Source organism: Tenacibaculum finnmarkense, assembly GCF_900239185.1.
Classification (GTDB): domain Bacteria; phylum Bacteroidota; class Bacteroidia; order Flavobacteriales; family Flavobacteriaceae; genus Polaribacter; species Polaribacter finnmarkensis.
In genome coordinates, this window is record NZ_OENA01000013.1 from 85,198 (window position 1) to 110,378 (window position 25,181).

The following is a 25,181-nucleotide window of genomic DNA, read 5'->3' on the forward strand; positions in this document are numbered from 1 at the left end:
GGATTTTTTCATGTTTTATATAGGGAATATTACAAAATCTAAAGGAATATCGTAGGCATTACAATCGGTAATTTCGGCAATTGGTGCAAAAAAATTAAGCCCAATTATTTTGGTATCTTTTCTGCAATCGGCTAAAAAACGATCGTAAAATCCTTTACCATAACCAACGCGGTAATTTTCAATATCAGAAATTAACATCGGCACAAAAACAACATCAATTTCTGTAACAGCAACTTCTGTAGCATTTACAGGTTCGGGAACACTAAATTTATTTAATTTTAACTCGGTATTTTCTTCTAAATAAAAATGAGTTAGCGAATCATCTTCAAAATTACATTGGCTAACAATTATTTTTTTTTCTTTACTTCGGAAGAAATCAATAATAGGTAGGGTATCTATTTCTTTAAATTTTTCCATAGATAAAAACAAATGAACATTATTTATCGCATTGAAATCAATCATTTCTGCATTGAAAATTTGCTGATAAATGCTTTCTTGAAATATGTTTATTTCTTGCGCAGTTAATGCCGCTCTTTTCTGTTTGTATATTTTTCTAAGTGCTTTTTTATCCATAATTTATAGTAAATGAAGTGCTATTTGTGCTTTTTTTGTCAAACCTTTTACAACTAAGCTATAAGAATGATCTATTAATTCAAAAATAAAAGCATCAGCAATAGTGTTGTTTATTAAAATAGTGTTCCAATGTTTTTTATTCATATGCCATCCGGGAAGTATGTTTTCATACTCTTCTCGAAGTTCTAAAGCCCACTGAGGATTGCATTTTAAGTTTATTTTAGCTTCACCTTGTTCCCAACTATGCAAGCTAGTTAAAGTAAACATTTTATTCATTACCTTAAAAACAAGCGTAATATTATCAAAAGGAAAATGTTCGGTAACGCCTTTTTTAGCCATACAATAATTACGAAGTTGCTCTATATTCATTATTATAATGATGTTTTTTAGTAAAATAGGAAGAATAGTAGTATTTTTAAAATACTTCAAGTAGTACGAAATTACATAAAAAACAAGCAATTAAGAAAATAATAAATCAAAATAAAGCGCACAAAAAAGACCTAAGAAAAATATCTTAAGTCTTTTAGTCGGGGTGGCAGGATTCGAACCTGCGACCTCCTCGTCCCAAACGAGGCGCGATGACCGGGCTACGCTACACCCCGTACGATTATCGGTGTGCAAATGTACAACAAATAAATAGATCTGCAATAAAAAAATGCAAAAAAATAATATTTTTTTTAAAATAGCTTTCGTTTATGGTGTAATAATCAAAATAGATATCAAAAAAAGACAATAGCGATAAAAAAAAATTACATTTGTAAGACCAAAAAATTAGATGATGGCAGAAAAAATTAAATTTTTGATTATAGGTTCAGGACCAGCAGGATATACCGCTGCAATATATGCTGCAAGAGCAGACATGAAACCTGTTATGTACACCGGAATGCAAATGGGTGGGCAGTTAACAACGACTACCGAAGTTGATAATTTCCCAGGATATGCTAACGGAACCGACGGAACTGCAATGATGAACGATTTGCAAAAACAAGCAGAACGTTTTGGAACTGACGTTCGTTTTGGAATGGTTACAAAGGTTGATTTGAGTACCGAAGTAGGAGGAATCCACAAAGTAATTGTCGATGAATCTATTGAAATAGAGGCGGAAACAATTATTATATCAACAGGGGCAACCGCTAAATATTTAGGGTTAGAAAGTGAACAACGCCTAATTGGAGGAGGAGTTTCGGCGTGTGCTACCTGTGATGGTTTTTTCTATAAAGGACAAGATGTCGTGGTTGTAGGGGCTGGTGATACTGCTGCCGAAGAAGCAACTTATTTAGCAAATATTTGTAATAAAGTGACCTTATTGGTTCGAAAAGATTACATGAAAGCCTCAAAAGCAATGCAACATCGTGTAAGTAAAACGGCAAATATTGAAGTATTATACAATACCGAAATCGATGAGGTTTTAGGCGATAATGTTGTTGAAGGAGTTCGTGCGATTAACAACCAAACCAAGCAGACAACTCAAATTTCGGTAACAGGTGTTTTTATCGCTATTGGACACAAACCAAATTCTGATTTATTTAAAGATGTTTTAGATATGGACGAAGTTGGCTATTTAATTACCAAAGGAAAATCGACTAAAACCAATTTACCAGGTGTTTTTGCAGCGGGTGATATTCAAGATAAAGAATACCGACAAGCAGTAACAGCAGCAGGTTCAGGATGTATGGCAGCCCTAGATGCTGAGCGTTATTTAGGTGCTTTAGAATAAAATAGGAGTATCTTTTAAAAATTTAAAAGAGCGTTTACATAGTTGTAAACGCTCTTTTTTGTTAGGTATTTTACCAGAAATATTTTGGGCGTTACCCAAGGGTCGCGCTTTCGCTACTCGCTTTTTTTGTTTGAAAAAAACAAAAAAGAGCTCAAACAAACCGCTCTATCGCTAACGCAAAGCCAATAACTCTCTAAAAAAACAGAAATTCTATTATTCTTTAGCATTAAAATCATCCCAATACTTTGAAAGGTAGGTATTTATTTTATCAAAATCATTTTTATCAAAAATACTATTAAGCGCTTCGATATATTCAAAAAATTCACTCAAATAATCTTCTTTTGAGGCATTTAAACTTGGCGAATAACAGCTGTCACTATCTAAAGCATATTTAAATTCTTCTATTAATTTTTCAAGAAATAAGGGTTTATTTTCTTGAATATAATCAGAAAAACCATCCTCTAAGAAATCTTCAAATTGTTCACTTCCATGTTGCCCGCAGCAGGTTATTAATCGAGCAATTGCCAGGGTACAAGTTTCTTCGTTCCATCGGTATTTTTCAATAAGTTCTTCGATGTCGCCACCTTGATTTACTTCGTGGTCTAAATCGCAGGTTCTTAAAAAATAGATATATTCAGGCATCCATTTTTTATCTTTAGTAACTAACGATAAAATAGCTTGTGTTCCTAGCGGATTTTCGCAATCTTCCCAAATTCTCGAATCATATTCGCCGTGGTCAGTTGCTTGAAGATATGTAATTGTTGCCGATGTTAAAGCACTGTATTTTGACACTTCATTAAAAAGTGTTTTTTCATCAGTAAATAATATTTTTTGTGTATCAATATTATTATTTTCATCGATTAAACCAATGCTATAATTAAATTGATATATTTTATGTTTCTTTTTTAAAGAAATAATTAATGCCGTTAATTCAGATAAAATAGTAGCGATATCATTTTCACTGATTACTGCTGTATTTGATTTTTTATCAAAAATAAATTGACCTTTTAGCTTAGCGATATCATTTATTTGATAACTTATTTTAAACATAGTTTTCATAGTTTTTTAACGGTTTTAATTTTTACACCCTAGTAAAAATCCTTCTAACGCTGTTAAAAAAGAAGCACCTAAAGCTTCTGAACGTTCATCAGACCATTGTTTTGTTGGTTCAACAACATCGTCATTATCTTTAAAAGGCATTTCTAAGGTAAAAGAAAGTGCTTTAAAAAGTTCACCAATTTGATAAGAACAAACCGCTAAATTTGCCATATTAGGTTCGCTATCTTCATATTTATGCACATCTTGAAATTCTGGAGTTACCGACATCCATTCATTTTTAAAACGAATTTCTTCTGATAAAATTTTATCAGTAACACTAGGAATTCCTCTTAAACTGGTTACAAAATTATAAGGAATTGCTTCATCGCCATGAACATCTAATAGAAAATCAACACCTGTTTCTTGCATTTTTTGTTTGCAATAAAAAACCTCTGGCTCAGTAGCTTTATTGGGGTTTTCCCAAACTCTATTATAATTAATTCCTAAGGTGTTTACACGTAAATTTCCTGCAATACTTCCATCAATATTCATGTTCGGAATGATATAAAAACAGCAGGTTTCTAGTAGTGTATCAATGGTAGTATCTTCTAAAATATTTTCAGCAATAAAACGATTTACAATCCCGTTGATAAACCATTCCGCCATACTCTCACCAGGATGCTGACGTGCAATAATCCAGATGTTTTTCTTGGTATCGCTAGGGGTTCCAAATTGTAAAAGTTCTATAGGTTTTTTATTGATAGTTTCGCCTAAAATATTAGTTGTACACAAGTTACTTTTACTTGCTGTTGCTACTAAATTAAGATGTTGCTCGTAGGTAAATGGCGTAAAATAAGCGAAATTTACTTCGTTTTGCACAGGGGTAATACTAAAGTAAAGTTTACCATTTTTATACTCGGTGTTTTGTAAACGAAACCAATTTTTAGCATCGTAAGAAGCGTTTGTTTTGTAATTTTCCCAACCATCGGCAAAGGCACTTTCACTAGCGTTTTCAATACAAAAAGTATAGGTTTCTCCTATGGTAATATCGGTAATTTTAAAATTAAACCATTGAAAAAAATGAGAATTGGTATCTTTTCTAATGTTTAATTGTGCGCTATTTTGTTGCTGTGATATTAGGGTAATATTACCAGCATCAAAGTTTGTTGTAATTTGCATAATGTTTATTTTATTTTGATGAAATTTTAAATAGTATAGCTGTGGTAGCTAAATAACGAAGCGTTTTTCAAAGGTAAAGAATACGATTAAATTTGTAAGAGATAAAAATAGATACTTTATTTTCTATGGCTTATTTTTAGGTGTCATTTTACCTTAATTTACGCAATAGTATGTATTTTAGCTAGCTGTAAATCAGCTTATTTATGAAAAATATATGTTTATTGTTTGTAGTTTTTTTGCATTCTTTACTTGTGGTAAGTCAGAATGATGATCAAAATGGTGTTATTTCAGGAAAAATAATTGATGCTAAAACAAGGGATGTTCTTCCTTTTGTAAATGTATTGGTTTATGGAACTACAAAAGGAGTTGTTTCTGATGAAAACGGTGCGTTTAAAATAGCTAATATTCCTTTAGGATATAATAAAATACAAGTATCCTTTATTGGTTATCAAACGTTAATTTCTGATGAATATTTAGTAACAAATGATAATATCCCGTTTGTAACTATTGAGTTAAAAGAAAGTGAGACTACTTTAAACGAAGTTGAGGTAAAGGCTAATTTGTTTAAAAAATCGGTACAAAGTCCGTTGTCTTTACAATCTTTAGGAGTTGCAGAAATTGAAAAAAATCCTGGAGGAAATAGAGATATTTTAAAAGTTATTCAATCGTTTCCTGGTGTTGCTTCTAATCCTGGGTTTCGAAATGATATTATAATTAGAGGAGGCGCAACATCTGAAAATAAATTTTATTTAGATGGCATTGAAGTTCCTGTAATTAATCATTTTCAAACACAAGGCGCAACTGGTGGACCTGTAGGAATTATGAATGCAGATTTAATCCGTAAGGTTGATTTTTATTCGAGTGCTTTTCCTGCGAATAGAGGAAATACGTTAAGTTCGGTTATCGAATTTACACAAAAACGAGGGAATCCAACTGCTTTAAATACAAGAGCTACTTTAGGAACTTCTGATGCAGGAATTACTTTAGATGGTCCTTTAGGTGATAATACTACTTTTATGTTGTCTGTTCGTCAATCATATTTGCAGTTTTTATTCAAGCTGATAAAATTACCTTTTTTACCAACTTATAACGATTTTCAGTTAAATGTAAAATCGCAATTATCAAAAAATAGTGAATTATCAATAATTGCTTTAGGAGCAATCGATAATTTTAAATTGAATGAATCTGTAAATGATGATATAACAGATCAAGATATTTTAAAAAGAAATACTATTGTTTTAAATACTGTTCCTGTAAATAGTCAATGGAATTATACGGTTGGTGCGAGTTATAAGTATTTTGCTGAAAACTCGACACATTTAGTCGTTTTAAGTAGAAATGAGCTGAAAAACACTGCTGAAAAATATTTTTTGAATCAAGAAGTAGCAGCAAATTTATTGTTAAATTATAGTTCTAAAGAAATAGAAACTAAGTTTCGATATGAAAATAATTTTAGCACTTCAAATAATTATAAAGTCAATATAGGTACAAACATAGAAACGGCTACTTATTTAAATAATACGTATCGAAAAGTGGCAAATTCTCAAGCAGTTTTTGAAGATACTTTTAATTCGGATATCAATTTTATTAAATATGGTGTTTTTGGGCAGGTATCAAAAGAATATTTAAAGAATAAATTAGGTGTTTCCTTCGGATTTAGAATTGATGGTGTTGATTATAATAAAAAAATGAAAAATTCATTCAATCAATTTTCGCCAAGATTTTCATTAAATTATAGCTTAAATGATAAAATGAGTTTAAGTTCATCGGTAGGTCGTTATTATCAAATTCCATCTTATACCGTTTTAGGATTTAAAGATAACTCAGGAGAATTTATCAATAAAAAAGGATTAAAATATATACAGTCTGACCATTTTGTGAGTGGTTTATCATACAAACCAAATACGAACTCTAAAATTACTTTTGAAGGATTTTATAAAGCGTACGATAAGTATCCATTTTCAGTAAGAAATCAAATTAGTTTGGCAAATTTAGGAGCTGATTTTGGTGTTGTAGGAAATGAAGAAGTGGTTTCTAATTCAAAAGGACGCGCTTATGGTTTTGAAATATTAGCTCAGAAAAAATCATTTAATGGTTTATATGGATTAGCCTCATATACTTTTGTAAGAAGTGAATTTAAAGATGCTTTAGGAAGTTATATTCCTTCTACTTGGGATAATAAACATCTTTTAACAATAACCGCAGGAAAAAAATTAAAGAAAAATTGGGAAATAGGCGCTAAATTTCGGTTAGTTGGCGCAAGACCTTACACACCTTATGATAGAAATGCTTCATCATTAAAAACTAATTATGATGTTGTAAATGGAGGTGTTTTAGATTTTTCAAGATTAAATCAAAAACGTTTTGATACCTACACACAATTAGATGCAAGAGTTGATAAAACATGGTTTTTTAAGAAGATAGCTGTTAACTTATATGTTGATATTCAGAATGTTTACGCTAACAGTGCTAGTGAACAACCTTTTTTATTACCGATAGAAGACGCTAACGGACGAGTTACTGATTCAAACGATTCATCAAGATATGTTTTAGAAGAAATAGAAAGTACATCGGGTAATGTTTTACCAAGAATTGGAGTGATTGTAGATTTTTAGAAGATTTTTAAATATTTTAACGGTAAAAATGATGTTAAAAATAAGTAAAAATGCTAAATTGCTCGTTAAATTAAAATACATCAGATGAAAAACTTGTTTATCGGAGCCGCTTTTGCTTTTTTAAGTATTGGTTCAATTACCGCTCAAAAATATAAATTCAAAACATTAGAAGATATAGAAAGCACCCAAGTAAAAAGTCAAGGAAGCACGGGTACTTGTTGGAGTTTTTCAACAACATCGTTTTTAGAGTCGGAAGTAATACGATTAACAGGTAAAAATATTGATTTATCAGAAATGTACACGGTTCGTAACACCTATTCTGAGAAGGCAAATAATTATTTATACCGTCAAGGGAAAGCACAATTTAGCGAAGGTGGTTTGGCACATGATGTTATCAATTCAGTAGCAAATTACGGGCTAGCTCCTGAGCAGGTTTTTTCAGGCTTAGATGCTGGGCAAAATAGGCATAATCATGCTGAGGTAGTTGCGGTTTTAAAATCGATGCTAAATGCTTATATTAAAAACCCAGCAAAAGAATTAAGCCCAAAATGGAAACAAGCAACCCAACGTGTTTTAGATGTTTATTTAGGAGAAAATAAAAAAACATTTAATTTTGATGGCGCTAGTTATACACCAAAAAGCTTTGCAGATCATATTAAAATTAATCCTGAAAATTATGTTTCAATAACCTCTTTTCAGCATGCAAAAATGTATGATGAATTTGTATTGAATATTCCTGATAATTTTTCAAACGGTGCTTTTCATAATGTTTCATTAGATGAATTGGTTGAGGTAACACAAAATGCGATTGAAAAAGGATATACAATTGCATTAGATTGTGATGTTTCTGAGAAAACATTTTCAGCAAAAAATGGTATTGCAATTATTCCTGCAAGCAGTTCAGAAAGTGAAAAAGGCTTAACTGAATTAGTTAAAGAAAAGAAAATTACCCCTAGTTTTCGTCAATCAGAATTTGAAAACTTTAATACTACCGATGATCATTTAATGCACATCGTAGGATTAATGAAAGATCAGAAAGGAAACAAGTATTTTAAAGTTAAAAATTCTTGGGGTTCGAAAGTAGGAAATAAAGGATATATTTATATGTCTGTTCCTTATTTTAAATTAAAAACAATTTCAGTTTTATTACATAAAGATGGTGTTTCAAAAGGTTTAAAAAAGAAATTAAACATCAAGTAATTCCTCTTTTAAAGAAATTTTTAAAAATACGAGTAAAAGCCCAAAGATATTTCTTTGGGTTTTTTTGTTTTGATACTATAAAGTGATAATTGCGTATCTTTCGAGCGTTATAAAATCAATTTATATGGAAGAAAAAATAAAGCAAGAAAAGCAAGACGAAAGTGTAGCGCAATCTAAACAAGCAGTTCAAGAAGATGCTAAAGGATTGTGGGAAAGTATTAAAATATTTATGGTAGAATTATTAGATTTTCGCCATGATACCGATCAAGAAGCAACCATTGAAGCCATAAAAAATGATATTCCTTTTAAAGGAGCTACTGTTTGGATTTTAATTTGCTCAATATTTGTAGCATCGATTGGGTTAAATGCTAATTCAACTGCTGTGGTAATTGGAGCCATGTTAATATCGCCATTAATGGGACCTATTTTAGGTATTGGAATGTCGTTAGCAATTAATGATATTGATACCTTAAAAAAATCATTGATAAACTTGGCAATTATGATTGTGTTGAGTTTATTAACCGCATTTTTATTCTTCTTTTTGTTTCCTTTAAAAGAAGAAACTTCAGAATTATTAGGAAGGGTAAAACCCGATATTCGAGATGTGTTAATTGCCTTTTTTGGTGGTTTAGCCTTAATCATCGCTCGAACAAAAAAAGGAACAATAGCATCGGTAATATTTGGTGTTGCTATTGCTACCGCTTTAATGCCACCTTTATGTACGGCAGGTTATGGCTTAGCAATTGGTAAATTTGATTACTTTTTTGGAGCAATGTATTTATTTACAATTAATACCATTTTTATCGCTTTAGCTACTTTTTTAGTGCTAAAATTATTAGGGTTTACCATGATTCGTTATGTAAATTCTGAAAAGAGAAAACGAATAGCGCAAGTGGCTTCTTTTATCGGTTTTTTAGTAATGGTGCCCGCTGTGTTTACCTTTGTAAGTGTTTATAAAGAAAGCGTGGTTAAATCAAATTATGATAAATTTTTAAAAGATGAAATTTTAGCCAATAAAGATTTATGGTTACAAAGAGAAAACATCGATAAAAAGACTAAAAAAATTAATTTATTTTTTAATGGCGATGTTACCGATGCTACCGAAACTTTTTTAAGAAATGAATTAAAAAGCTATCCTAAATTAGATGTTTACGAATTGGTTGTTAATGAAAATAAAGCCAGAAGTGTCGATAGAGTTGTTGATGCCTACGATAGGGCAATTGTTGATTTAGATCAAAAAGATAACATTATAAAAGGCTTACAAAAAGAAATTAGCGATTTAAAAACAACAATTTCAAGTTTAAATAATAATATAGAACAAACCGCTTTAAAGCAAGATGAAAATAGCATTCCTTTTAGTACCATAGCCAAGGAAGCTAAAATTAGATTCAACGATATTAAAGGAATTAGTTTTTCTAAAAAATTATCTTCGACTGATTTTATTAAAATAGATACGATTCCTGAGTTATCAGTAGTTTGGAATAAAAAATTAACTGATTCAGTAGTTAAACAGAAAGAAAAAGAACTAAAAAGTTGGATCGAAAAAGAACTGAAATTAAAAGTGGTTCTGATTAAGTAATTTTTTTACATCTTATTAATGTTTTCATAATGAATATTCCTATTTTAATTAAAATTTAATAGGAATATTTGCACGTCTAAAAATAACTATTTTGTATTGTTTATATTAATTATAAACAGAACTCTTTGCTTATCTTTAAATAAAAATCCCCCTTTTATTTATAAATTTAATTGTACTGTTTTTTAAATAAACAAAGTATGGATAAGAGTATTTTAATAGTAAATAATGATGTAAGTATTTCATCTTTAATAAAAATGATGTTAGCATCAGCAAACACTAATTTTAAAATTAGTACTTCATATGATGAAACAATAAAAAGTCTTAAAACTAATAAGTATGACCTGATTGTTACTGATGCAGTAATTAAAGGGAGCTTTGTTTTTCAATATTTAGAAGATTTAAAAATAATGGCAAGTGAATCGCCTATTGTGGTAATGTCTGAAGTTGATCAAGATAATATCGTTAGTCTTGCAAATAAAATTGGAATTAATGAATTTATCTCTTTTCCTTTTACTAAAGTAGATATAGAAAAACGTATTGGTAGGTACTTATGAGTTTAATAAACGCATTGTATATTCTAATAGCCATTTTTATTTTTGTAATTATTTTAATTTGGTGTTATTTATTTTTATTTGTGACAATAAAGAAGAAGAGAGGTAAAGAAGATATTGTATTTGAAAAAAAAATATTAGAAGGAATTATAGCCACTTATTCTAAGGTGGAAATAGAAGAAAGTAATAAACAACTTAAAAAATTTAAAAAGGTCATAAATAAAGATATCAAATATTTATTTAGAGCTGCAACTATATTTATCAAATTTAACCGTATTGTAAAGTTCTCTAATCTTCAAAATTTTAAAGTTATTTTTGATTATTTAGAAGTGTCTAGCGTTCTAAATCAAAAAATAAATAATGAAAAAGGGTATGTAAAAGCTAAAGCAATATGGCTGTCATACGAATTTGAATTATCGGAAAATATAAAAACAATCAATAAATGTAGAAATGATAAAAATACATTAGTACGTAGGGAGGCACAAGTAGCATTAGTTAGCTTTTTAGGATGGAAAAGTCTAGCGTTTTTTCCTTATGTAAAGCCATATATTTCGTTATGGCAACAAATTAGAATTATTGAAAAATTAGAAGAAAAACCACATGAATTTGATGATATTTATATTCAAAAAGCTTTAGCTTCTGAAAATAAAACAATTATATAGTTGTTAATCAGGATTATAAAGAGATTTAAATTGAAAAAATATAAATATTATGTTATAGAACAAATATTTTCAGATGATACCAGATTAGTAACTATTGCAATAAATACATTAAAATATTTATCATCTATAGGGAAAGAAGAAAGTGTAGAAAACCTATTTTATAAAACACTAGAAAGAAATCAATATGCTACTATTTTGAATGATTTAAAAGTAACAATTCCTAAAAATTAAATGGATTATTTTGTAAGAAATAGTATCGAATATTTCTTCTTTATTTATGGTATTTGCATATTTTGTGTATATTTTTTTCTAATTATTTTGGCTTTGAAAGCTATAAAAAAATCAAAACAAAAAGCAATTTTCCTAAATATAGATTACATAAAAGGTTCTCATGATTTACCTTCTGTTAGTTTAATTGCTCCAGCTTATAATGAAGGAAAAACAATTATAACAAATGTTAAATCATTATTATCGATACAGTACCCTTTTTACGAATTGATTATTGTAAATGACGGAAGTACTGATAATTCAATAGAACAATTAATTGATGTTTTTAGTTTGAAAGAAATTGAAATTGTAAAGAACACAAGTGCAGTTTCATGTGCCGAAATTAAAAAAATATATAAAAGCACCAATTCTAAATACACAAGCTTAACTGTTGTTGATAAGTTTAATGGAGGTCGTTCAGATGCTATTAATTGTGGGATTATTTTTGCCAAATCAAACTTAGTTTTATGTACAGATGCCGATTGTATTATAGAGCAAGATGCTTTATTAAAAATGGTTAGACCCTATATTGAAGCAACAGAAAAAGAAGTTATTGCTAGTGGAGGTATTATTGGAATAGCTAATGATTCGGTTATTAAAAATGGTATTCTTAAAGAAATTAGAATGCCTAAAAAATTACTACCACGCATACAAATAGTTGAATACATAAGAGCTTTTTTATTAGGTAGAATGGCATGGGGGCATATTAATGGATTAATGCTTGTTTCAGGTGCTTTTGGATTATATCCTAGACATCGATTACTTGAAGTAGGAGGGTTAGATAAAGATACTATTGGAGAAGATTTAGAATTATGTATTCGTTTACGAACTCATATGGAAAACTTAAAACAACCTTATAAGGTTGTTTATATTCCTGAGGTATTATGCTGGACAGAAGCTCCGCCTAATTTTAAAATTTATATATCACAACGAGATCGATGGGCTAGAGGGTTATGGGAAACCTTATATAAACATCGAAATTTATTTTTCAATAAAAAATATGGAAATATGGGGAAATATTTTTTTCCATATTGGATTTTCTTTGAGTTAGGAGCTCCTATTGTTGAGTTTTTAGGAATGTTATACTTAATTTATTACGCAATTAATGGGTTTATGAATTTACAAATGGCACTTCTTTTGGCTTTCACAGTGTATTTAGCAGGTTGTCTATTTTCAACAATTGCAATATTAATGTATTCCTTAAATTACAAACATTATTTAAAGCCTAAAATGATTATCCAATTATTACTAGTTTCTTATATAGAATCTTTTTATAGTCACCCAATAATGTTATACGCACAATTAAAAGGTTTTTTTAAGAAGATATTTAAAATTAATACAGGTTGGGGAACTATGGATAGGGATGGTTTTAATGAAGAAGAGGAAAATGAAGAACAAAATAAATAAAATTAATAATGAATTTTACAAGGATAAATTTAAGAATACATTATTGCTTAATAATTTTTTTTTATCTCTTTAATTGTTTTTCTTCGGAAGCTCAAAAGGATAAAATAAATGTAGATTCACTGTATTATAAAGCAAATAATTTATATAAAAAAAAGGCAAATAAAGAAGCCTTAAATCTTGTAAATACGGCTTTAAATATTGCTCCTAATTATATTGATATTCGTGTTTTACGCATAAGGATTTCACAAAGATTACATAAAACTGAACTGGTAAATAACGATTTAAAATTACTTTTAAAATCAGAAGAACCAAGGGGACTTAAAAATGATGTAATTAGACAATTAAGTCTTATCAAAAATGAAAAAATACTTGCTAAATTTATCGCTGATATTACCGCTTTTTATAAAGAAGATATTGATGTTGATTTATCAAAAGCGGAAGCTTATTATCGCCTAAAAGACCTTAAGAATACAAAGGAAATACTATCTAAAATAGCTAAAAACCAATTAAATATTGGTCAAAAATATAGATATCGATTACTTTTAAAGAAGGTAAATACCAATCAAATTAGTGTTTATTATAATGCTAGTTCTTTTGGGGCAGAATATCCAACGAAAAAAACATGGCATACCAAGCAATTGGAATATATGAAATTCGTAGGAGCACATTCTTTTGGAGTTCGTGTAACTCATAGTAAGCGTTTTACAAACGATGCGATATTATATGAATTAGAATCGTATCCGGTGTTTTCTAAAAAATGTTATAGTTATGTAAATGTCAGTACGTCTTCTAATGCTGATTTTTTTCAAAAATTAGGAGTAAAAGCATCGGTATATTATTCGGTTTTAAAAGGCATTGAAATGGAAGTCGGTTTTCGATATTTAACTTTTGATACGGCTAATTTTACAACGTATATTGTTGGGATTACGTCTTATGTTGGTGATTTTTATTTAAACGCAGGTGTATTTATAAGTCCAGAAATAGCTAGTGGATTTATACAAAATTATCAAACAAATATTCGGTATTATTATAGTGGCGCTGAAAACTATATAGCGATTAGATTAGGAACAGGAATTTCACCTGATGAGCCATCAAAATTTATACCAGTGGCTTCTAACATCAATTTAAACTCTTATTATGCAACGATAGGTGCAACAAAAACAGTAACTCATAACTATAATATATCGGCAAATATTGGTTATTTAATGGAAGAATTTAAGGCAACTAAAAAAGGAAGCCAATTTTTAGCAGGCATAGGTTTAAAGTATCGGTTTTAGTAGTATTTTATGTCTTTTATTTTGATAGCTACAAATATACTTTGTGTTGTAAAATTATTTTAGATAATAAAATGCCTAGCCCCGATTGAGCAATTGTTTGAGCTCCTTTTTTTTCTTCAAAAAAAGAGCGAGTGCGGAAAGCGGGAAATAGCTTCAAAAAATTTATGATGTTTTTAACTTTATGATTTTAATTGTATCAGAATACTCTATAAAACACAAAAAACCGAGCAAAAGCTCGGTTTTTTTAATATCAAAATATTAATTATAGTATGTTTATCAAAAATTATTTTTGATTTATTACTCTAAAAGTAGTTCTACGGTTTGCAGCATGCTCGCGTTCTGTACAAGAAACACCATCAGCACATCTGTTTGTTAATTTGTTTTCACCGTAACCGTTAGCAGTTAATTGACTAGCGTTAACTCCTTTCGAAATTAAATAGTTTACAACTGAACGAGCTCTTCTTTCTGATAAAGATTGGTTACTTATGTTACTTCCTCTTGAATCAGTATGAGATTCAACAGCAGCAGCTACACCAGTCTTTAAAATTGGTAATAATCTAGTGTCAATTAAACGTTTAGCTCCAGAAGTTAAAGTAGCACTTCCTAAGTTCCAGTTAATTGGTAAAGGTGTATTTTCAACTAATTTACATTCAACTTCTTTCCAAGATGTTAATCCACCTTTAGAAACTAATACTTCTTTAGTAATTGTTTTGTATTTAGCAGCTACAGGAATTTCTTCTTTCCAAGCGTCTTTTACTAAAACAGTTTTCTTTAAATTACTATAAACAGCGTCTCCTGTAATCGCTCTAGATGTAGGAGGTGTTGTCATTACAGTTTTCTTTAAAGTCGTAGTTACCTCAGGAATAGCAATAACTTTAGTAGTTGTAACCGAAGGAATTACTCTTTTAATAGTCGTAGTAACTTCAGGAATAGCGACAACTCTTGTTGAAGGAGGTGTAGTCATTACTCTTTTCTTGATAACTTTCGTTATTTCAGGAATTTGAACTGTAATTGTTGATGGAGGAGTTACCATAACTGTTTTCTTAACAATTTTAGTTACTTCAGGAATTGTAATAACTCTTGTAGATTCAGGAGTTGTTACCGTTCTTTTAATAGTTTGAGTTACCTCAGGAATTGCAATTGTATTTGTAGTAGGAGGTGTAGTCATTACACGCTTCTTGATAATTTTCGTTACAGCAGGAATATCAATAGTTCTTGTTGTAGGAGGAGTTACCATTACTCTTTTCTTAATAACTTTCGTTACTTCAGGAATTGCAACAACTCTTGTTGTTGGAGGAGTTTTAACAACTCTTTTAGTATAGGTTGAGTTACCACATCCGTTAGGAGAAGTACTTTCATTACATTCAGGAGTTGTAACAAGAGAAGCGTCGTTTCCTAAAACAGTTTTGTTAATTGTTTGGAATTGAGCAGGCACTTCTTTGTAACACCAGTAACGACAATCGTTAGGGTCTGAAGATTCACAATCAGGCGCTTTTTCGCTCATTTGCCATCTTGCAGATTTTGCTTTAACTTCAATAGTTTCACTATCGTTATTAAAAGATGCAGGAATTACACTTAATTTATTTCCGTAATCTCTTTTCTTATAAGAAATAGTTTCTGTTCCGTAAACTGCAGGAACAACAACTAAACGTTGAGATGCTTCTTTTACCATTATAGTAACGTCACGCATTTCATATTTTGCAGGTACAACTTCAATACGTTGTGATGCTTCTTTAACAGTAACAACAACATCACGCATTTCGTATTTAGCAGGTACTAAAACTAAACGTTGAGCAGCTTCTTTTACTACGATTGTTTCAGTAACTACACTTGAAGTAGCAGGAACTTTAACTAAACGTTGACTAGCTTCTCTGGTAACTACAACAACATCTCTAGTTTCGTACTTTGCAGGAACTAATTTTAAACGTTGTGTAGCTTCTTTAGTAACCACAACAACATCACGCATTTCATATTTAGCAGGTACTAAAACTAAACGTTGAGCAGCTTCTTTTACAACAACAGTTTCAGTAGCAGAACTAGGTCTTGATAACGCTTTTTCAATACGCTGACTTGCTTCTTTGGTAACTATTGAATAAGTTTGAGCTTCGTACTTTGCAGGTACAATAACTAATTTTTGACTTCCTTCATTAACTAAAACACGTTCGGTTACTGATTTATAAGCAGTAGGATGTGTAACAATTCTTTTGTAAGCAGGAGCAATTTCAATAGTTACATCTTGATTTTTCCATACTTCAGGAGTTTTACAACGTACATAACACTTTCCAGGTTCTGCATTTGTGGGTAAATCTTGTGCTGAAGCACTAAAGTAGAAGGCTAAAAGCGCTCCTGTTAATAGTAATTTTTTCATAATAATTCTAAATTTGTTTGATATTATTTAACTTAATTATGTGACACATTAGATGAATAAAAGTCACATAATTAAACAAAGATAAGAATTTTATTTAATGTTAAAGAACTGTTAAAGGGTTTTATAGCTTATTGAAATACAAACTTTTAATGATTCCATCGGACAAGCCTATTTTAGGAACAAATATTTTTCGAGCACCACTCCATTTCATTGCTGAAAGGTAAATTTTAGTTGCAGGAACAATAACATCGGCTCTATCGGGGTTTAAACTTAGTTCAGAAATTCGTTCTTTATAAGTCATTTGTTTTAAAAACTGATATTGTGCATTCAAATAGATATAAGAAATAGGTTTTCCTAAATCTCTACCCGACATTTTAAATATTTTATTAATATTTCCACCCGAACCTATAAGAGAAATACGCCCGTAGTTTTTGGTATTTTCTTCAACCCACTCTTGAACTTCTTTGAAAATAATATTATTTTCTGTTTTTTTATTATTGATTAATCGAACGGTACCTATTTTAAACGATTTTGATTTTACAATTCTACCTTTTGAAAACAAGGTGAATTCGGTACTACCACCACCAACATCTACATAAAGATAGGTAGATTCTGATTTAATTAAATGATGTAAATCGGTAGAAAATATAATTGCTGCTTCTTTTTTACCATCAATTACATCAATTTCTATATCAGCTTCTTTTAATATGGTATTAACAACTTGAGTTCCATTTTGAGCTTCTCTCATTGCTGAGGTAGCACATGCTTTGTATTTTTCAACACCATGAACTTTCATAATCAATTTAAAAGCTGCCATAGCATCCACCATTCGAGCAGTATTTTCTTCGGATATTATACCTGTAACAAAAGCATCAGTACCTAAACGAATAGGAACTCTAACTAAAGAAGCTTTTTTAAATAGCGGTTCCTTACCTTTTTCTTCAATAATATTTGATATCAAGAGTCTTACAGCATTTGAACCGATATCTATAGCGCCATATTTTTTAATTTTCAAAATAATATAATTTTATCTATGATTTTTAGGGAAATCGACTAAAATAGTACGTCCCTTTTTTAAGTTTTTCCAGTGTTTGTCTTTAAATTCAATGCCTATAATTCCGCAAGTAGGCACGTGATTTATTGGTTTATCACCAAAATTATTCACAAAACTATTAATACCATGATCGTGGCTAAATATAATAGCACTACTAAAATTATCGTCTAAAGCATTTACTGTTTTTACTAAATAACCATCACTAAAATTATATAACTGACGTTTTATTTGTAGGTTAGAAAGTGGGTATTTAAAATTTTCACAAAAAATAATAGCCGTATGCAGCGCCCTATTTGCACTACTGGAAACAAATACATCTGGCTTTGTTATTTCTTGCGATAAAAACTTAGAAAAAAGATGTGAATCTTTAATACCACGCTCTTTTAAAGGCCTATCAATATCTTTAATACCTTGGTATAGCCAAGAAGATTTTGCGTGACGAACAATATAAAGTGTTTTCATTTAAATTATTAAAATGTATGTAAATATAAAATTATGGCGCTAAACGTGCTAATTTCCAAGAAAAATCTTTTTCTAAGGTATATCGTATTCTATCGTGCATTCTATTTGGACGACCTTGCCAAAATTCAATAGAAACGGGTTTTACCATAAAACCTCCCCAATGTGGTGGGCGTGTAATTTCTTTATTTTGAAACTTTTCGGTTGTTTTTTCAAGTTGCTCATCGAGCAGTTCACGAGTGGCAACAATTTCACTTTGATTTGATGCCCAAGCGCCTAATTTACTTCCGTCAGGTCTTGATTCAAAATAACCATCAGATAAATTTTCGGCTAGTTTTTCAGCCTTTCCTTTGATGATGATTTGCTGTTCTAAGCCAGCCCAAAAAAAAGAAAGACATACATTGTTGTTGTGTAAAATTGCTTTTCCTTTTTCTGAATTATAATTAGTATAAAAAATAAAACCTTCCCAAGTATATTTTTTTAACAATACAATTCTATTTTTAGGAAAACCATCCAATCCTATTGATGAAACGTTCATGGCATTACTTTCAATAACCATTTCTGACGCATCGGCAGCAAAAAACCAGTCTCTAAATAATTCCATCGGATTTTCAGGACAATTTTTTTTAAGTAGCTCTTTTTTCTCGTATGATTTTCTATAATCGCTTAAATCGTGTGACATTATTATTTTTTATGCTATGTAAAAATACATTTTTTATCAATTATTTTAGCGTATTTTGTTAAAAAATAGCAAGAATGAAAAATAAGATATTTAGACTATCACTTAAAGACTTAATTATAAAATAAAAAAATATGCCGAAAATTATTTTAACAGCATTCTTTATTTTAACAGGAATTTTAAATTCAATAAGTCAAGAAAAACATACAATTACAGTATATTTTGAAGGAATGAAATCTGATAAAGGTAATTTGTATGTAGCAATTTATAATAATAAAAAAGCTTTTTTAAAAGAGTCTATAAAAGGAAGAATAATAAAAATTTCAGATAAAAAAGCGAGCCTAGTATTTGAGAATATGATATCAGGAACTTATGCAATTTCGGCGTTTCATGATGTGAATGATAACAAGAAAATGGACACTAATTTTATAGGAGTCCCTAAAGAGCCAATAGGTATTTCTAATGATGCTAAAGGTTTTATGGGACCTCCTAAATATAAAGATGCAAAATTTGATGTAATTCAGTCGATAAAAATGACTATTCGTATAAAATAAATTTCACAAAATAATTCATGCAAAGTGATGCTTAATAATAGCAATCAGTAAGGTACAATTGATTATTTTTGTAGCACAACACAAACTAAATACTATGGCTTTAAAAGCAGTTTTATTCGATATGGACGGGGTAATTGTTGACACCGAACCGTTACACAAACAAGCATATTTTTTAATGTTTGATAAAGTAAATATTCAGGTTTCACAAGAACTTTACAATTCCTACACAGGGCAATCAACTTTAGAAATTTGTAAAGATTTAGTAGCCAAATTTAATTTAACTATTCAGGCTAGCGAATTGGTAAATTATAAACGTGCTTTTTTTAAAGAACTCTTTTTTTCTGATGATAATGACTTAGAATTATTAACAGGAGTGTTAGATTTAATTAAAAATTATTATCAAAACGGTGTTACTTTAGTTTTGGCATCGTCGGCATCGATGGTTACTATTGACAATGTTTTTAACAAATTCGATTTAAATAAATATTTTAAAGGGAAAATTAGTGGTGCCGATTTAAAAGCATCAAAACCACATCCTGAAATATTTTTAAAAGCAGCCGATATTGCTGGTTTTGATAAAAAAGAATGTTTAGTAATTGAAGATTCTACCAACGGAATTAGAGCCGCTTACGATGGCGGAATTTATTGTGTTGCTTATAAAAGTGAACATTCTAAAGAGCAAGATTATTCGTTAGCGCAAAAAGTAATTGCAAATTATAATGACATAAAATATGATTTGGTAAAAGATGTTGTTTAATTAAGTTATAAGCACAAATACCTAGCCCCGATTGAAGCATTTGTTTGAGCTCTTTTTTTGATTTTTCTTCAAAAAAAAGCGAGTGCGGAAAGCGGGAAATAGCTTCAAATAATAGCTTTAAATAATTAAAAGCAAAAACTCGTTAACATACTATTTCTAGTATAATAACGAGTTTTTATATATTTAAAAAGAATTATTGTTCTTAAAATATTTTTAGAACATCTCTCTTCCTGAAAAGTGAAAAGCACCTTCGATAGCAGCGTTTTCATCAGAATCAGAACCGTGAACAGCGTTTTCACCGATAGAGGTAGCAAACATTTTACGGATTGTTCCTTCAGCAGCATCAGCAGGATTTGTAGCACCGATTAAAGTTCTAAAATCTTCAACAGCGTTGTCTTTTTCTAAGATAGCAGCCACAATAGGACCACGAGTCATAAATTCAACTAATTCACCGAAAAAAGGACGTTCGTTATGCACAGCGTAAAAAGCTTCAGCATCCGCTTTAGTCATTTGAGTTTTTTTCAACGCTACGATTCTAAAACCTGCAGCATTAATTTTGTCTAAAATTGCGCCAGTGTGTCCGTTTTCAACACCATCTGGTTTAATCATTGTAAAAGTTCTATTTGTTGCCATTGTAATTGAGTTTCTAATTAAAGTAAATAAAATGTAAGTGCGAACTTCGCACAAATCGGCGCAAAAATACACTTTTTAATCTTATTAAAAAATTAAGGATATACTTGATTGATTTCTTGTAATATAACCTTGTTTTTACCTCGTATTTGAAAGGTTACTTTGTTTGAAATAAAATCAAAAAACAATACGCCATAACTTAATTTACTTGTAACATTACCAATTCGATACTTGTTTTTTTCTGATGAAAAAGAACTGTAAGCATGGGTTAAACCGCTTGATGTAAAATCAATAATAGGATACGCAATAGTATTTAGGCTTGCTTTTGAAAATTCTGAAATATGCCTGTCACCAGAAAGAATAATTACATTTTTTGCTTTTGAGGTTTCAATTAATTTAAAAAATGTAGTCATTTCATTTGGAAAATTACTCCACTTTTCAAAACCATGTTCGCTCGATAGTACTTGAATACTACTTACAATAACCGTGAAATTTGCCGTAGAATTTGTTAATTCTTTTGTGAGCCATTTCCATTGATCACTTCCTAAAATACTGCCTTCTTTTTGGTTTGATTGATACCTTTTTTTACCTGTGCCTTTTGTTAATTCAGTTCTAAAATAACGGGTATCTAAGGTTATTATTTTTACACTATTATTTTTAATTTTAAAAGTTTTTGAATGATAAATTCCCGCTTGTTTTCTTCTAGGAGAATTTTTAGGAACGTTTAAAAAATCTAAAAATAATTGTTGACTTTCTTCTTTTTTTCGATAATGAGTTCCGCCATCATTTTGACCATAATCATGGTCATCCCAAGTCGCTAAAATAGGCGTATTTTTCAGTAGCTTTTGATACGAACTATCTCTTTTTTGTTGCTGATAAAATTTTTCCATTTTAGCCATATTATAGGTGTCGGCATAAATATTGTCGCCTCCCCAAACCCAAACATCGGGTTTTAAAGAAATAATATCTTCCCAAAAAGGATTTTCTTTTCTCTGATTATCGCAAGAACCAAAGGCTAGGGTAAATTTATTTTGGCTATAACAATTGGCAATTGAAGTGTTTATAAAAGTAATTAAAAGCAAGAAAAAAGCAATAGGATATTTAGTGTAAACCATGAAAATAATTTTGAGCAAAACAACAAAAATAAAAGCATAAAAAGATTAATAAATCATTAATTTGTATATTTGCGAGATATGATTTTAAAACACTTTACACAGCTTCAAGAATTTTTATCAATCCCTAGAAATATTGTTATTATAGGACATAGAAATCCTGATGGAGATGCCGTTGGTTCAACCTTAGGTTTGAAGCATTATTTAGCTAAAAAAGGACACACCGCTCAGGTGGTAATGCCTAATGAATATCCTGATTTTTTACACTGGATTCCTGGTTCTGAAACGGTATATCGTTTTGACCGTCAAAACAAGCAAAGCCATCGTGCTTTAGCTGCTTCGGAATTAATTTTCCTATTAGATTTTAACGCATTGCACCGAGTTGGTGGCGACATGCAAAATACGCTAGAAAAGTACGAAAATAATTTTGCGTTAATAGACCATCATCAGCAACCTGATGATTTTGAATATATGTATTCTGATGTTTCGATGTCGTCAACTTGTCAAATGGTGTATAATTTTATCGAAATGATGGGCGATGTTGCTTTAATTGATAAAAATATTGCGACCTGTTTATATACCGGAATTATGACCGATACTGGTTCGTTTCGTTTTAGATCAACGACAAGTACAACGCATAGAATTATTGCCGATTTAATTGATAAAGGAGCCGAAAATGATAAAATTCATAGCAATGTGCTTGATGCAAATTCATACAGTCGCTTACTTTTATTAGGGCAGGCATTGAGTAATATGAAATTATTGCCTGAATATAAAACAGCTTTTATTACTTTATCCGAAGAAGAAAAGAAAAAATTTAATTACGAAAAAGGCGATACCGAAGGCGTTGTAAATTACGCGCTTTCGTTAAAAGGAATTGTATTTGCCGCTATTTTTATTGAAGATAAAGAACAAGGTATTATTAAAATGTCGCTTCGTAGTAAAGGAGATTTTTCAGTAAATCAGTTTGCTAGAAATCATTTTAATGGTGGTGGGCACGATAATGCTGCTGGTGGAAAAAGTGATTTTTCGATGCAAGATACTATTGCCACTTTTACAGCGTTATTGCCTGAGTATAAAACAGCTTTAGAAAGGTCTTATGAAGTATAATTTTATTTTTTTCATCCTGATTATTTTAACAGTGGTTTCTTGCAAAGAGCCACAAGCCAGATATCCTAAAAAACAAGGAACTGTTAATTTTTATAAAGAAGTAGTCAAGAAAAATAAAAAATTAAATGCTTTAGAGAAAAAACGTTTAAAAAATTGGATATCTAAAGATTCTACGCATACTTATAAAGCTTCTAAAAATGGTTTTTGGTACCGATATGTAGTTAAAGATACTGTAAGTACAGTGCTAGCAAAAGCTACAAACACGGTGTTGTTATCGTATGATATTTCCGATATAAACGGTCATATAATATATCAAAAGCAAGAGCGAACTTATAAGGTAGATCAAGAAGATTTTATTCCTGCATTACAAGACGGAATAAAGTTGATGAAAAAGGGAGAAATTATTACATTTGTAATTCCATCATATAGGGCTTTTGGCGTTATCGGCGATGGAAAAAAAATAATGGTCAATCAACCTATACAAAGTACCGTAACATTAATTGAAATTAAATAACAAATAGATAAAAATGAAATTAATTAAAATTTTAGCAGCAACAGCTGTAACACTTTCAGTTGTATCATGTGGAAATAGTGGGTTTAAAACCAAAAGTTCATTGGCTACAGAGGTAGATTCTGTAAGCTATAGTTTAGGGTTAGACATGGCAAACAAAATAAAAGTGAATTTTGAAGATTTAGATCAAGATTTATTTGTTCAAGGATTTAAAAATGGAGTAGATTCTACCAATTTATTAGTAGATTCTAAAGAGATTAACAATATTTTAAGATCATTTTTTCAGAAAAAACAAGAAGAGAAAATGAAAGAGCAACAAGCGGCTCAGGCTAAAAAAGCAATAACTGAATTTGGAGACTACAAAAAAGAAGGTGAAAAGTTTTTAGCTGAAAATAAAACAAAAGAAGGTGTAAAAACAACTGCTACAGGTTTACAATACGTTGTTTTAAAACCAGGTAAAGGTGATGCTCCAAAAGTAAGCTCACGTGTAAAAGTTCATTATCACGGAACATTAACCGATGGAACTGTTTTTGATAGCTCTGTTGATAGAGGAGAACCAACAGAATTTGGCGTAGGGCAGGTTATTAAAGGTTGGACAGAAGGTTTACAGCTAATGAAACCAGGAGCAAAGTATAAGTTCTTTATCCCACAAGATTTAGCCTACGGAGCACAGCAAAGAGGTGAAAAAATTAAGCCTTTTTCAGCATTAATTTTTGAAGTAGAATTACTTGAAGTAAAGTAATTACAATGTATAAATAACTAGAAATCAATTAGGTTAGTACTCGTTACTAACCTAATTGATTGTTTATAAGCATATCTAAAATAATAAAAAATGAAAATTTATAAAATTTTAATAGCAGTAGTAGTGTTGTTTTCGGCTTGTAAATCAGTTAAATACCCTGATTTAGAAAACGGCTTGTATGCCGATATACAAACCAATCGTGGTGATATTTTAATAAAACTACACGCAAAAGAAGTGCCAATGACGGTGGCTAATTTTGTGTCGTTAGCAGAAGGAGACAACCCTAAAATAGCCGATTCTCTAAAAGGAAAACCGTATTATAACACGACTAAATTTCATAGAGTAATTAAAGATTTTATGGTGCAAGGAGGTGATATTACAGGCACAGGTCGTGGAAATGCAGGGTATAAGTTTGCAGATGAATTTCCGATGGATGAAAAAGGAAAATTACTTTATAAGCACGATGCTCCTGGAGTTTTATCAATGGCAAATTCAGGGAAAGCCACCAATTCTAGTCAATTTTTTATCACCCATAAAGCAACGCCTTGGTTAGATGGTAAACATTCAATTTTTGGTAAGGTTATTATAGGACAGCATATCGTAGATACTATTAAGCAAAATGATGTTATTAATCATTTAGAAATTATCAGAATAGGTAAAGATGCTAAAAAATTTAAAGCAGCCACTGTTTTTGAATATGAATTAACCAATGTTGTAAAAAAAGCTGCTGAACGTAAAAAAGCTGTAGCCGAATTAAAACGTAAATTTCAAGAAGAAAAAGGAATTAGCAAGGCTGTTAAAACAAATTCAGGCTTAAAAATAGCAACCATAAAAAAAGGAACAGGTAAAAAAGTAAACCCAGCGATTTCAACAACGGTTCATTACACGTTATTTTTAACCGATGGAACAAAAATAGATTCAAGTGTAGATAAAAACAAGCCTTTTACCTTTACACTTAACGATGCAAACATGCCTTTAATAGCAGGTTGGAAAGAAGGGGTGCAAACCATGCAAGAAGGTGATAAATCAGTGTTTTTTATTCCTTATTATTTAGGATATGGCGAAAATTCTTTAGGACCAATCCCTGCAAAATCTGATTTAATTTTTGAAATTGAAGTATTAAAAGTAGGGAAATAATTA

The 25,181-nt window shown here is 30.2% G+C and carries 25 protein-coding genes and 1 tRNA gene; 15 read left to right on the forward strand and 11 right to left on the reverse strand.

The window, feature by feature from the left end; genetic code table 11:
* Positions 1-15 precede the first annotated feature (15 nt).
* From AQ1689_RS01245 to AQ1689_RS01255, 3 genes are all read right to left on the reverse strand, one after another.
* The gene (locus AQ1689_RS01245) at positions 16-573 is read right to left on the reverse strand and encodes a 5-formyltetrahydrofolate cyclo-ligase (RefSeq protein WP_101954937.1); all 558 of its coding nucleotides are present in this window, start codon (positions 571-573) and stop codon (positions 16-18) included.
* A 3-nt stretch (positions 574-576) separates the two neighbouring features.
* The gene (locus AQ1689_RS01250) at positions 577-942 is read right to left on the reverse strand and encodes an MmcQ/YjbR family DNA-binding protein (protein ID WP_058884411.1); all 366 of its coding nucleotides are present in this window, start codon (positions 940-942) and stop codon (positions 577-579) included.
* Positions 943-1,100: 158 nt separating this feature from the next.
* A tRNA-Pro gene (locus AQ1689_RS01255) sits at positions 1,101-1,175 on the reverse strand.
* Positions 1,176-1,351: 176 nt separating this feature from the next.
* On the opposite strand from AQ1689_RS01255, the gene trxB reads away from it, so the two are divergent.
* Positions 1,352-2,290 carry a thioredoxin-disulfide reductase gene (gene trxB / locus AQ1689_RS01260; RefSeq protein WP_101954938.1) on the forward strand — a complete coding sequence of 313 codons (939 nt, stop codon included), beginning with the start codon at positions 1,352-1,354 and terminating at the stop codon, positions 2,288-2,290.
* A 213-nt stretch (positions 2,291-2,503) separates the two neighbouring features.
* Here the strand turns inward: trxB and AQ1689_RS01265 are convergent, their stop codons facing one another.
* Complete coding sequence (locus AQ1689_RS01265) at positions 2,504-3,349, reverse strand: hypothetical protein (protein ID WP_101954939.1); 846 nt, start codon at positions 3,347-3,349, stop codon at positions 2,504-2,506.
* A gap of 15 nt (positions 3,350-3,364) precedes the next feature.
* Positions 3,365-4,507: a M14 family metallopeptidase gene (locus AQ1689_RS01270; RefSeq protein WP_101916126.1), complete on the reverse strand. Its 1,143-nt coding sequence runs from the start codon at positions 4,505-4,507 to the stop codon at positions 3,365-3,367.
* 203 nt (positions 4,508-4,710) lie between these two features.
* Between AQ1689_RS01270 and AQ1689_RS01275 the strand changes: the two genes are divergently transcribed.
* The 8 genes from AQ1689_RS01275 to AQ1689_RS01310 all read left to right on the forward strand — a co-directional run bounded on the left by AQ1689_RS01275 (position 4,711) and on the right by AQ1689_RS01310 (position 14,065).
* Positions 4,711-7,122 carry a TonB-dependent receptor gene (locus tag AQ1689_RS01275; RefSeq protein ID WP_101954940.1) on the forward strand — a complete coding sequence of 804 codons (2,412 nt, stop codon included), beginning with the start codon at positions 4,711-4,713 and terminating at the stop codon, positions 7,120-7,122.
* Between the two features lie 84 nt (positions 7,123-7,206).
* Positions 7,207-8,322 carry a C1 family peptidase gene (locus AQ1689_RS01280; RefSeq protein WP_101954941.1) on the forward strand — a complete coding sequence of 372 codons (1,116 nt, stop codon included), beginning with the start codon at positions 7,207-7,209 and terminating at the stop codon, positions 8,320-8,322.
* Positions 8,323-8,446: 124 nt separating this feature from the next.
* Positions 8,447-9,901, forward strand: coding sequence for a DUF389 domain-containing protein (locus tag AQ1689_RS01285; protein WP_101915587.1), 1,455 nt, complete (start codon positions 8,447-8,449; stop codon positions 9,899-9,901).
* Positions 9,902-10,098: 197 nt separating this feature from the next.
* Positions 10,099-10,455, forward strand: a complete 357-nt coding sequence (locus AQ1689_RS01290) for a response regulator (RefSeq protein ID WP_058884461.1) — start codon at positions 10,099-10,101, stop codon at positions 10,453-10,455.
* Positions 10,452-11,114, forward strand: coding sequence for a hypothetical protein (locus AQ1689_RS01295; protein WP_145993714.1), 663 nt, complete (start codon positions 10,452-10,454; stop codon positions 11,112-11,114). The genes AQ1689_RS01290 and AQ1689_RS01295 overlap by 4 nt, the downstream gene beginning before the upstream one ends.
* 30 nt (positions 11,115-11,144) lie before the next feature.
* On the forward strand, positions 11,145-11,345 hold the full coding sequence (locus tag AQ1689_RS01300; RefSeq protein ID WP_101954943.1) for a hypothetical protein: 201 nt from the start codon (positions 11,145-11,147) through the stop codon (positions 11,343-11,345).
* Positions 11,346-11,438: 93 nt separating this feature from the next.
* Positions 11,439-12,788, forward strand: a complete 1,350-nt coding sequence (locus tag AQ1689_RS01305; RefSeq protein ID WP_232122560.1) for a glycosyltransferase family 2 protein — start codon at positions 11,439-11,441, stop codon at positions 12,786-12,788.
* Between the two features lie 8 nt (positions 12,789-12,796).
* The gene (locus tag AQ1689_RS01310; RefSeq protein WP_101915591.1) at positions 12,797-14,065 is read left to right on the forward strand and encodes a YaiO family outer membrane beta-barrel protein; all 1,269 of its coding nucleotides are present in this window, start codon (positions 12,797-12,799) and stop codon (positions 14,063-14,065) included.
* A gap of 283 nt (positions 14,066-14,348) precedes the next feature.
* On the opposite strand, the gene AQ1689_RS13450 is transcribed toward AQ1689_RS01310, so the two are convergent.
* The 4 genes from AQ1689_RS13450 to pdxH form a co-directional block, all read right to left on the reverse strand.
* A complete protein-coding gene (locus AQ1689_RS13450; protein ID WP_101954945.1) occupies positions 14,349-16,433 on the reverse strand; it encodes an OmpA family protein in 2,085 nt (694 codons plus the stop codon).
* 121 nt (positions 16,434-16,554) lie between these two features.
* Positions 16,555-17,451 (reverse strand): Ppx/GppA phosphatase family protein, encoded by an 897-nt coding sequence (locus tag AQ1689_RS01320; RefSeq protein ID WP_101915593.1) that lies wholly within the window; start codon positions 17,449-17,451, stop codon positions 16,555-16,557.
* 9 nt (positions 17,452-17,460) lie between these two features.
* Entirely contained in the window at positions 17,461-17,949 is a 489-nt protein-coding gene (locus tag AQ1689_RS01325) for a SixA phosphatase family protein (RefSeq protein ID WP_101954946.1), read from the reverse strand.
* Between the two features lie 31 nt (positions 17,950-17,980).
* On the reverse strand, positions 17,981-18,628 hold the full coding sequence (gene pdxH, locus AQ1689_RS01330; RefSeq protein ID WP_101954947.1) for a pyridoxamine 5'-phosphate oxidase: 648 nt from the start codon (positions 18,626-18,628) through the stop codon (positions 17,981-17,983).
* Positions 18,629-18,759: 131 nt separating this feature from the next.
* Between pdxH and AQ1689_RS01335 the strand changes: the two genes are divergently transcribed.
* Positions 18,760-19,179 (forward strand): DUF2141 domain-containing protein, encoded by a 420-nt coding sequence (locus AQ1689_RS01335; protein ID WP_101954948.1) that lies wholly within the window; start codon positions 18,760-18,762, stop codon positions 19,177-19,179.
* A 94-nt stretch (positions 19,180-19,273) separates the two neighbouring features.
* Positions 19,274-19,936 carry an HAD family hydrolase gene (locus tag AQ1689_RS01340; protein ID WP_101915597.1) on the forward strand — a complete coding sequence of 221 codons (663 nt, stop codon included), beginning with the start codon at positions 19,274-19,276 and terminating at the stop codon, positions 19,934-19,936.
* 213 nt (positions 19,937-20,149) lie between these two features.
* Here the strand turns inward: AQ1689_RS01340 and AQ1689_RS01345 are convergent, their stop codons facing one another.
* The gene (locus AQ1689_RS01345) at positions 20,150-20,569 is read right to left on the reverse strand and encodes a nucleoside-diphosphate kinase (RefSeq protein ID WP_058884471.1); all 420 of its coding nucleotides are present in this window, start codon (positions 20,567-20,569) and stop codon (positions 20,150-20,152) included.
* 92 nt (positions 20,570-20,661) lie between these two features.
* Positions 20,662-21,681: an alkaline phosphatase D family protein gene (locus tag AQ1689_RS01350; protein ID WP_101915598.1), complete on the reverse strand. Its 1,020-nt coding sequence runs from the start codon at positions 21,679-21,681 to the stop codon at positions 20,662-20,664.
* A 78-nt stretch (positions 21,682-21,759) separates the two neighbouring features.
* On the opposite strand from AQ1689_RS01350, the gene AQ1689_RS01355 reads away from it, so the two are divergent.
* The 4 genes from AQ1689_RS01355 (at position 21,760) to AQ1689_RS01370 (ending at position 25,178) form a co-directional block, all read left to right on the forward strand.
* The gene (locus AQ1689_RS01355; protein WP_101954949.1) at positions 21,760-22,788 is read left to right on the forward strand and encodes a DHH family phosphoesterase; all 1,029 of its coding nucleotides are present in this window, start codon (positions 21,760-21,762) and stop codon (positions 22,786-22,788) included.
* The gene (gene gldI, locus AQ1689_RS01360; protein WP_101954950.1) at positions 22,778-23,302 is read left to right on the forward strand and encodes a gliding motility-associated peptidyl-prolyl isomerase GldI; all 525 of its coding nucleotides are present in this window, start codon (positions 22,778-22,780) and stop codon (positions 23,300-23,302) included. Before AQ1689_RS01355 ends, gldI begins: the two co-directional genes overlap by 11 nt.
* A gap of 13 nt (positions 23,303-23,315) precedes the next feature.
* Positions 23,316-24,041: an FKBP-type peptidyl-prolyl cis-trans isomerase gene (locus AQ1689_RS01365; protein ID WP_101954951.1), complete on the forward strand. Its 726-nt coding sequence runs from the start codon at positions 23,316-23,318 to the stop codon at positions 24,039-24,041.
* A 90-nt stretch (positions 24,042-24,131) separates the two neighbouring features.
* The gene (locus tag AQ1689_RS01370) at positions 24,132-25,178 is read left to right on the forward strand and encodes a peptidylprolyl isomerase (protein ID WP_101915357.1); all 1,047 of its coding nucleotides are present in this window, start codon (positions 24,132-24,134) and stop codon (positions 25,176-25,178) included.
* Positions 25,179-25,181: the final 3 nt, after the last annotated feature.

Coding starts and splice junctions, on each gene's coding strand:
- AQ1689_RS01245 (WP_101954937.1), bottom strand. CDS start 573: ATGGATAAAAAAGCACTTAGAAAAATATACAAACAGAAAAGAGCGGCA.
- AQ1689_RS01250 (WP_058884411.1), bottom strand. CDS start 942: ATGAATATAGAGCAACTTCGTAATTATTGTATGGCTAAAAAAGGCGTT.
- trxB (WP_101954938.1), top strand. CDS start 1,352: ATGGCAGAAAAAATTAAATTTTTGATTATAGGTTCAGGACCAGCAGGA.
- AQ1689_RS01265 (WP_101954939.1), bottom strand. CDS start 3,349: ATGAAAACTATGTTTAAAATAAGTTATCAAATAAATGATATCGCTAAG.
- AQ1689_RS01270 (WP_101916126.1), bottom strand. CDS start 4,507: ATGCAAATTACAACAAACTTTGATGCTGGTAATATTACCCTAATATCA.
- AQ1689_RS01275 (WP_101954940.1), top strand. CDS start 4,711: ATGAAAAATATATGTTTATTGTTTGTAGTTTTTTTGCATTCTTTACTT.
- AQ1689_RS01280 (WP_101954941.1), top strand. CDS start 7,207: ATGAAAAACTTGTTTATCGGAGCCGCTTTTGCTTTTTTAAGTATTGGT.
- AQ1689_RS01285 (WP_101915587.1), top strand. CDS start 8,447: ATGGAAGAAAAAATAAAGCAAGAAAAGCAAGACGAAAGTGTAGCGCAA.
- AQ1689_RS01290 (WP_058884461.1), top strand. CDS start 10,099: ATGGATAAGAGTATTTTAATAGTAAATAATGATGTAAGTATTTCATCT.
- AQ1689_RS01295 (WP_145993714.1), top strand. CDS start 10,452: ATGAGTTTAATAAACGCATTGTATATTCTAATAGCCATTTTTATTTTT.
- AQ1689_RS01310 (WP_101915591.1), top strand. CDS start 12,797: ATGAATTTTACAAGGATAAATTTAAGAATACATTATTGCTTAATAATT.
- AQ1689_RS13450 (WP_101954945.1), bottom strand. CDS start 16,433: ATGAAAAAATTACTATTAACAGGAGCGCTTTTAGCCTTCTACTTTAGT.
- AQ1689_RS01325 (WP_101954946.1), bottom strand. CDS start 17,949: ATGAAAACACTTTATATTGTTCGTCACGCAAAATCTTCTTGGCTATAC.
- pdxH (WP_101954947.1), bottom strand. CDS start 18,628: ATGTCACACGATTTAAGCGATTATAGAAAATCATACGAGAAAAAAGAG.
- AQ1689_RS01335 (WP_101954948.1), top strand. CDS start 18,760: ATGCCGAAAATTATTTTAACAGCATTCTTTATTTTAACAGGAATTTTA.
- AQ1689_RS01340 (WP_101915597.1), top strand. CDS start 19,274: ATGGCTTTAAAAGCAGTTTTATTCGATATGGACGGGGTAATTGTTGAC.
- AQ1689_RS01345 (WP_058884471.1), bottom strand. CDS start 20,569: ATGGCAACAAATAGAACTTTTACAATGATTAAACCAGATGGTGTTGAA.
- AQ1689_RS01350 (WP_101915598.1), bottom strand. CDS start 21,681: ATGGTTTACACTAAATATCCTATTGCTTTTTTCTTGCTTTTAATTACT.
- AQ1689_RS01355 (WP_101954949.1), top strand. CDS start 21,760: ATGATTTTAAAACACTTTACACAGCTTCAAGAATTTTTATCAATCCCT.
- gldI (WP_101954950.1), top strand. CDS start 22,778: ATGAAGTATAATTTTATTTTTTTCATCCTGATTATTTTAACAGTGGTT.
- AQ1689_RS01365 (WP_101954951.1), top strand. CDS start 23,316: ATGAAATTAATTAAAATTTTAGCAGCAACAGCTGTAACACTTTCAGTT.
- AQ1689_RS01370 (WP_101915357.1), top strand. CDS start 24,132: ATGAAAATTTATAAAATTTTAATAGCAGTAGTAGTGTTGTTTTCGGCT.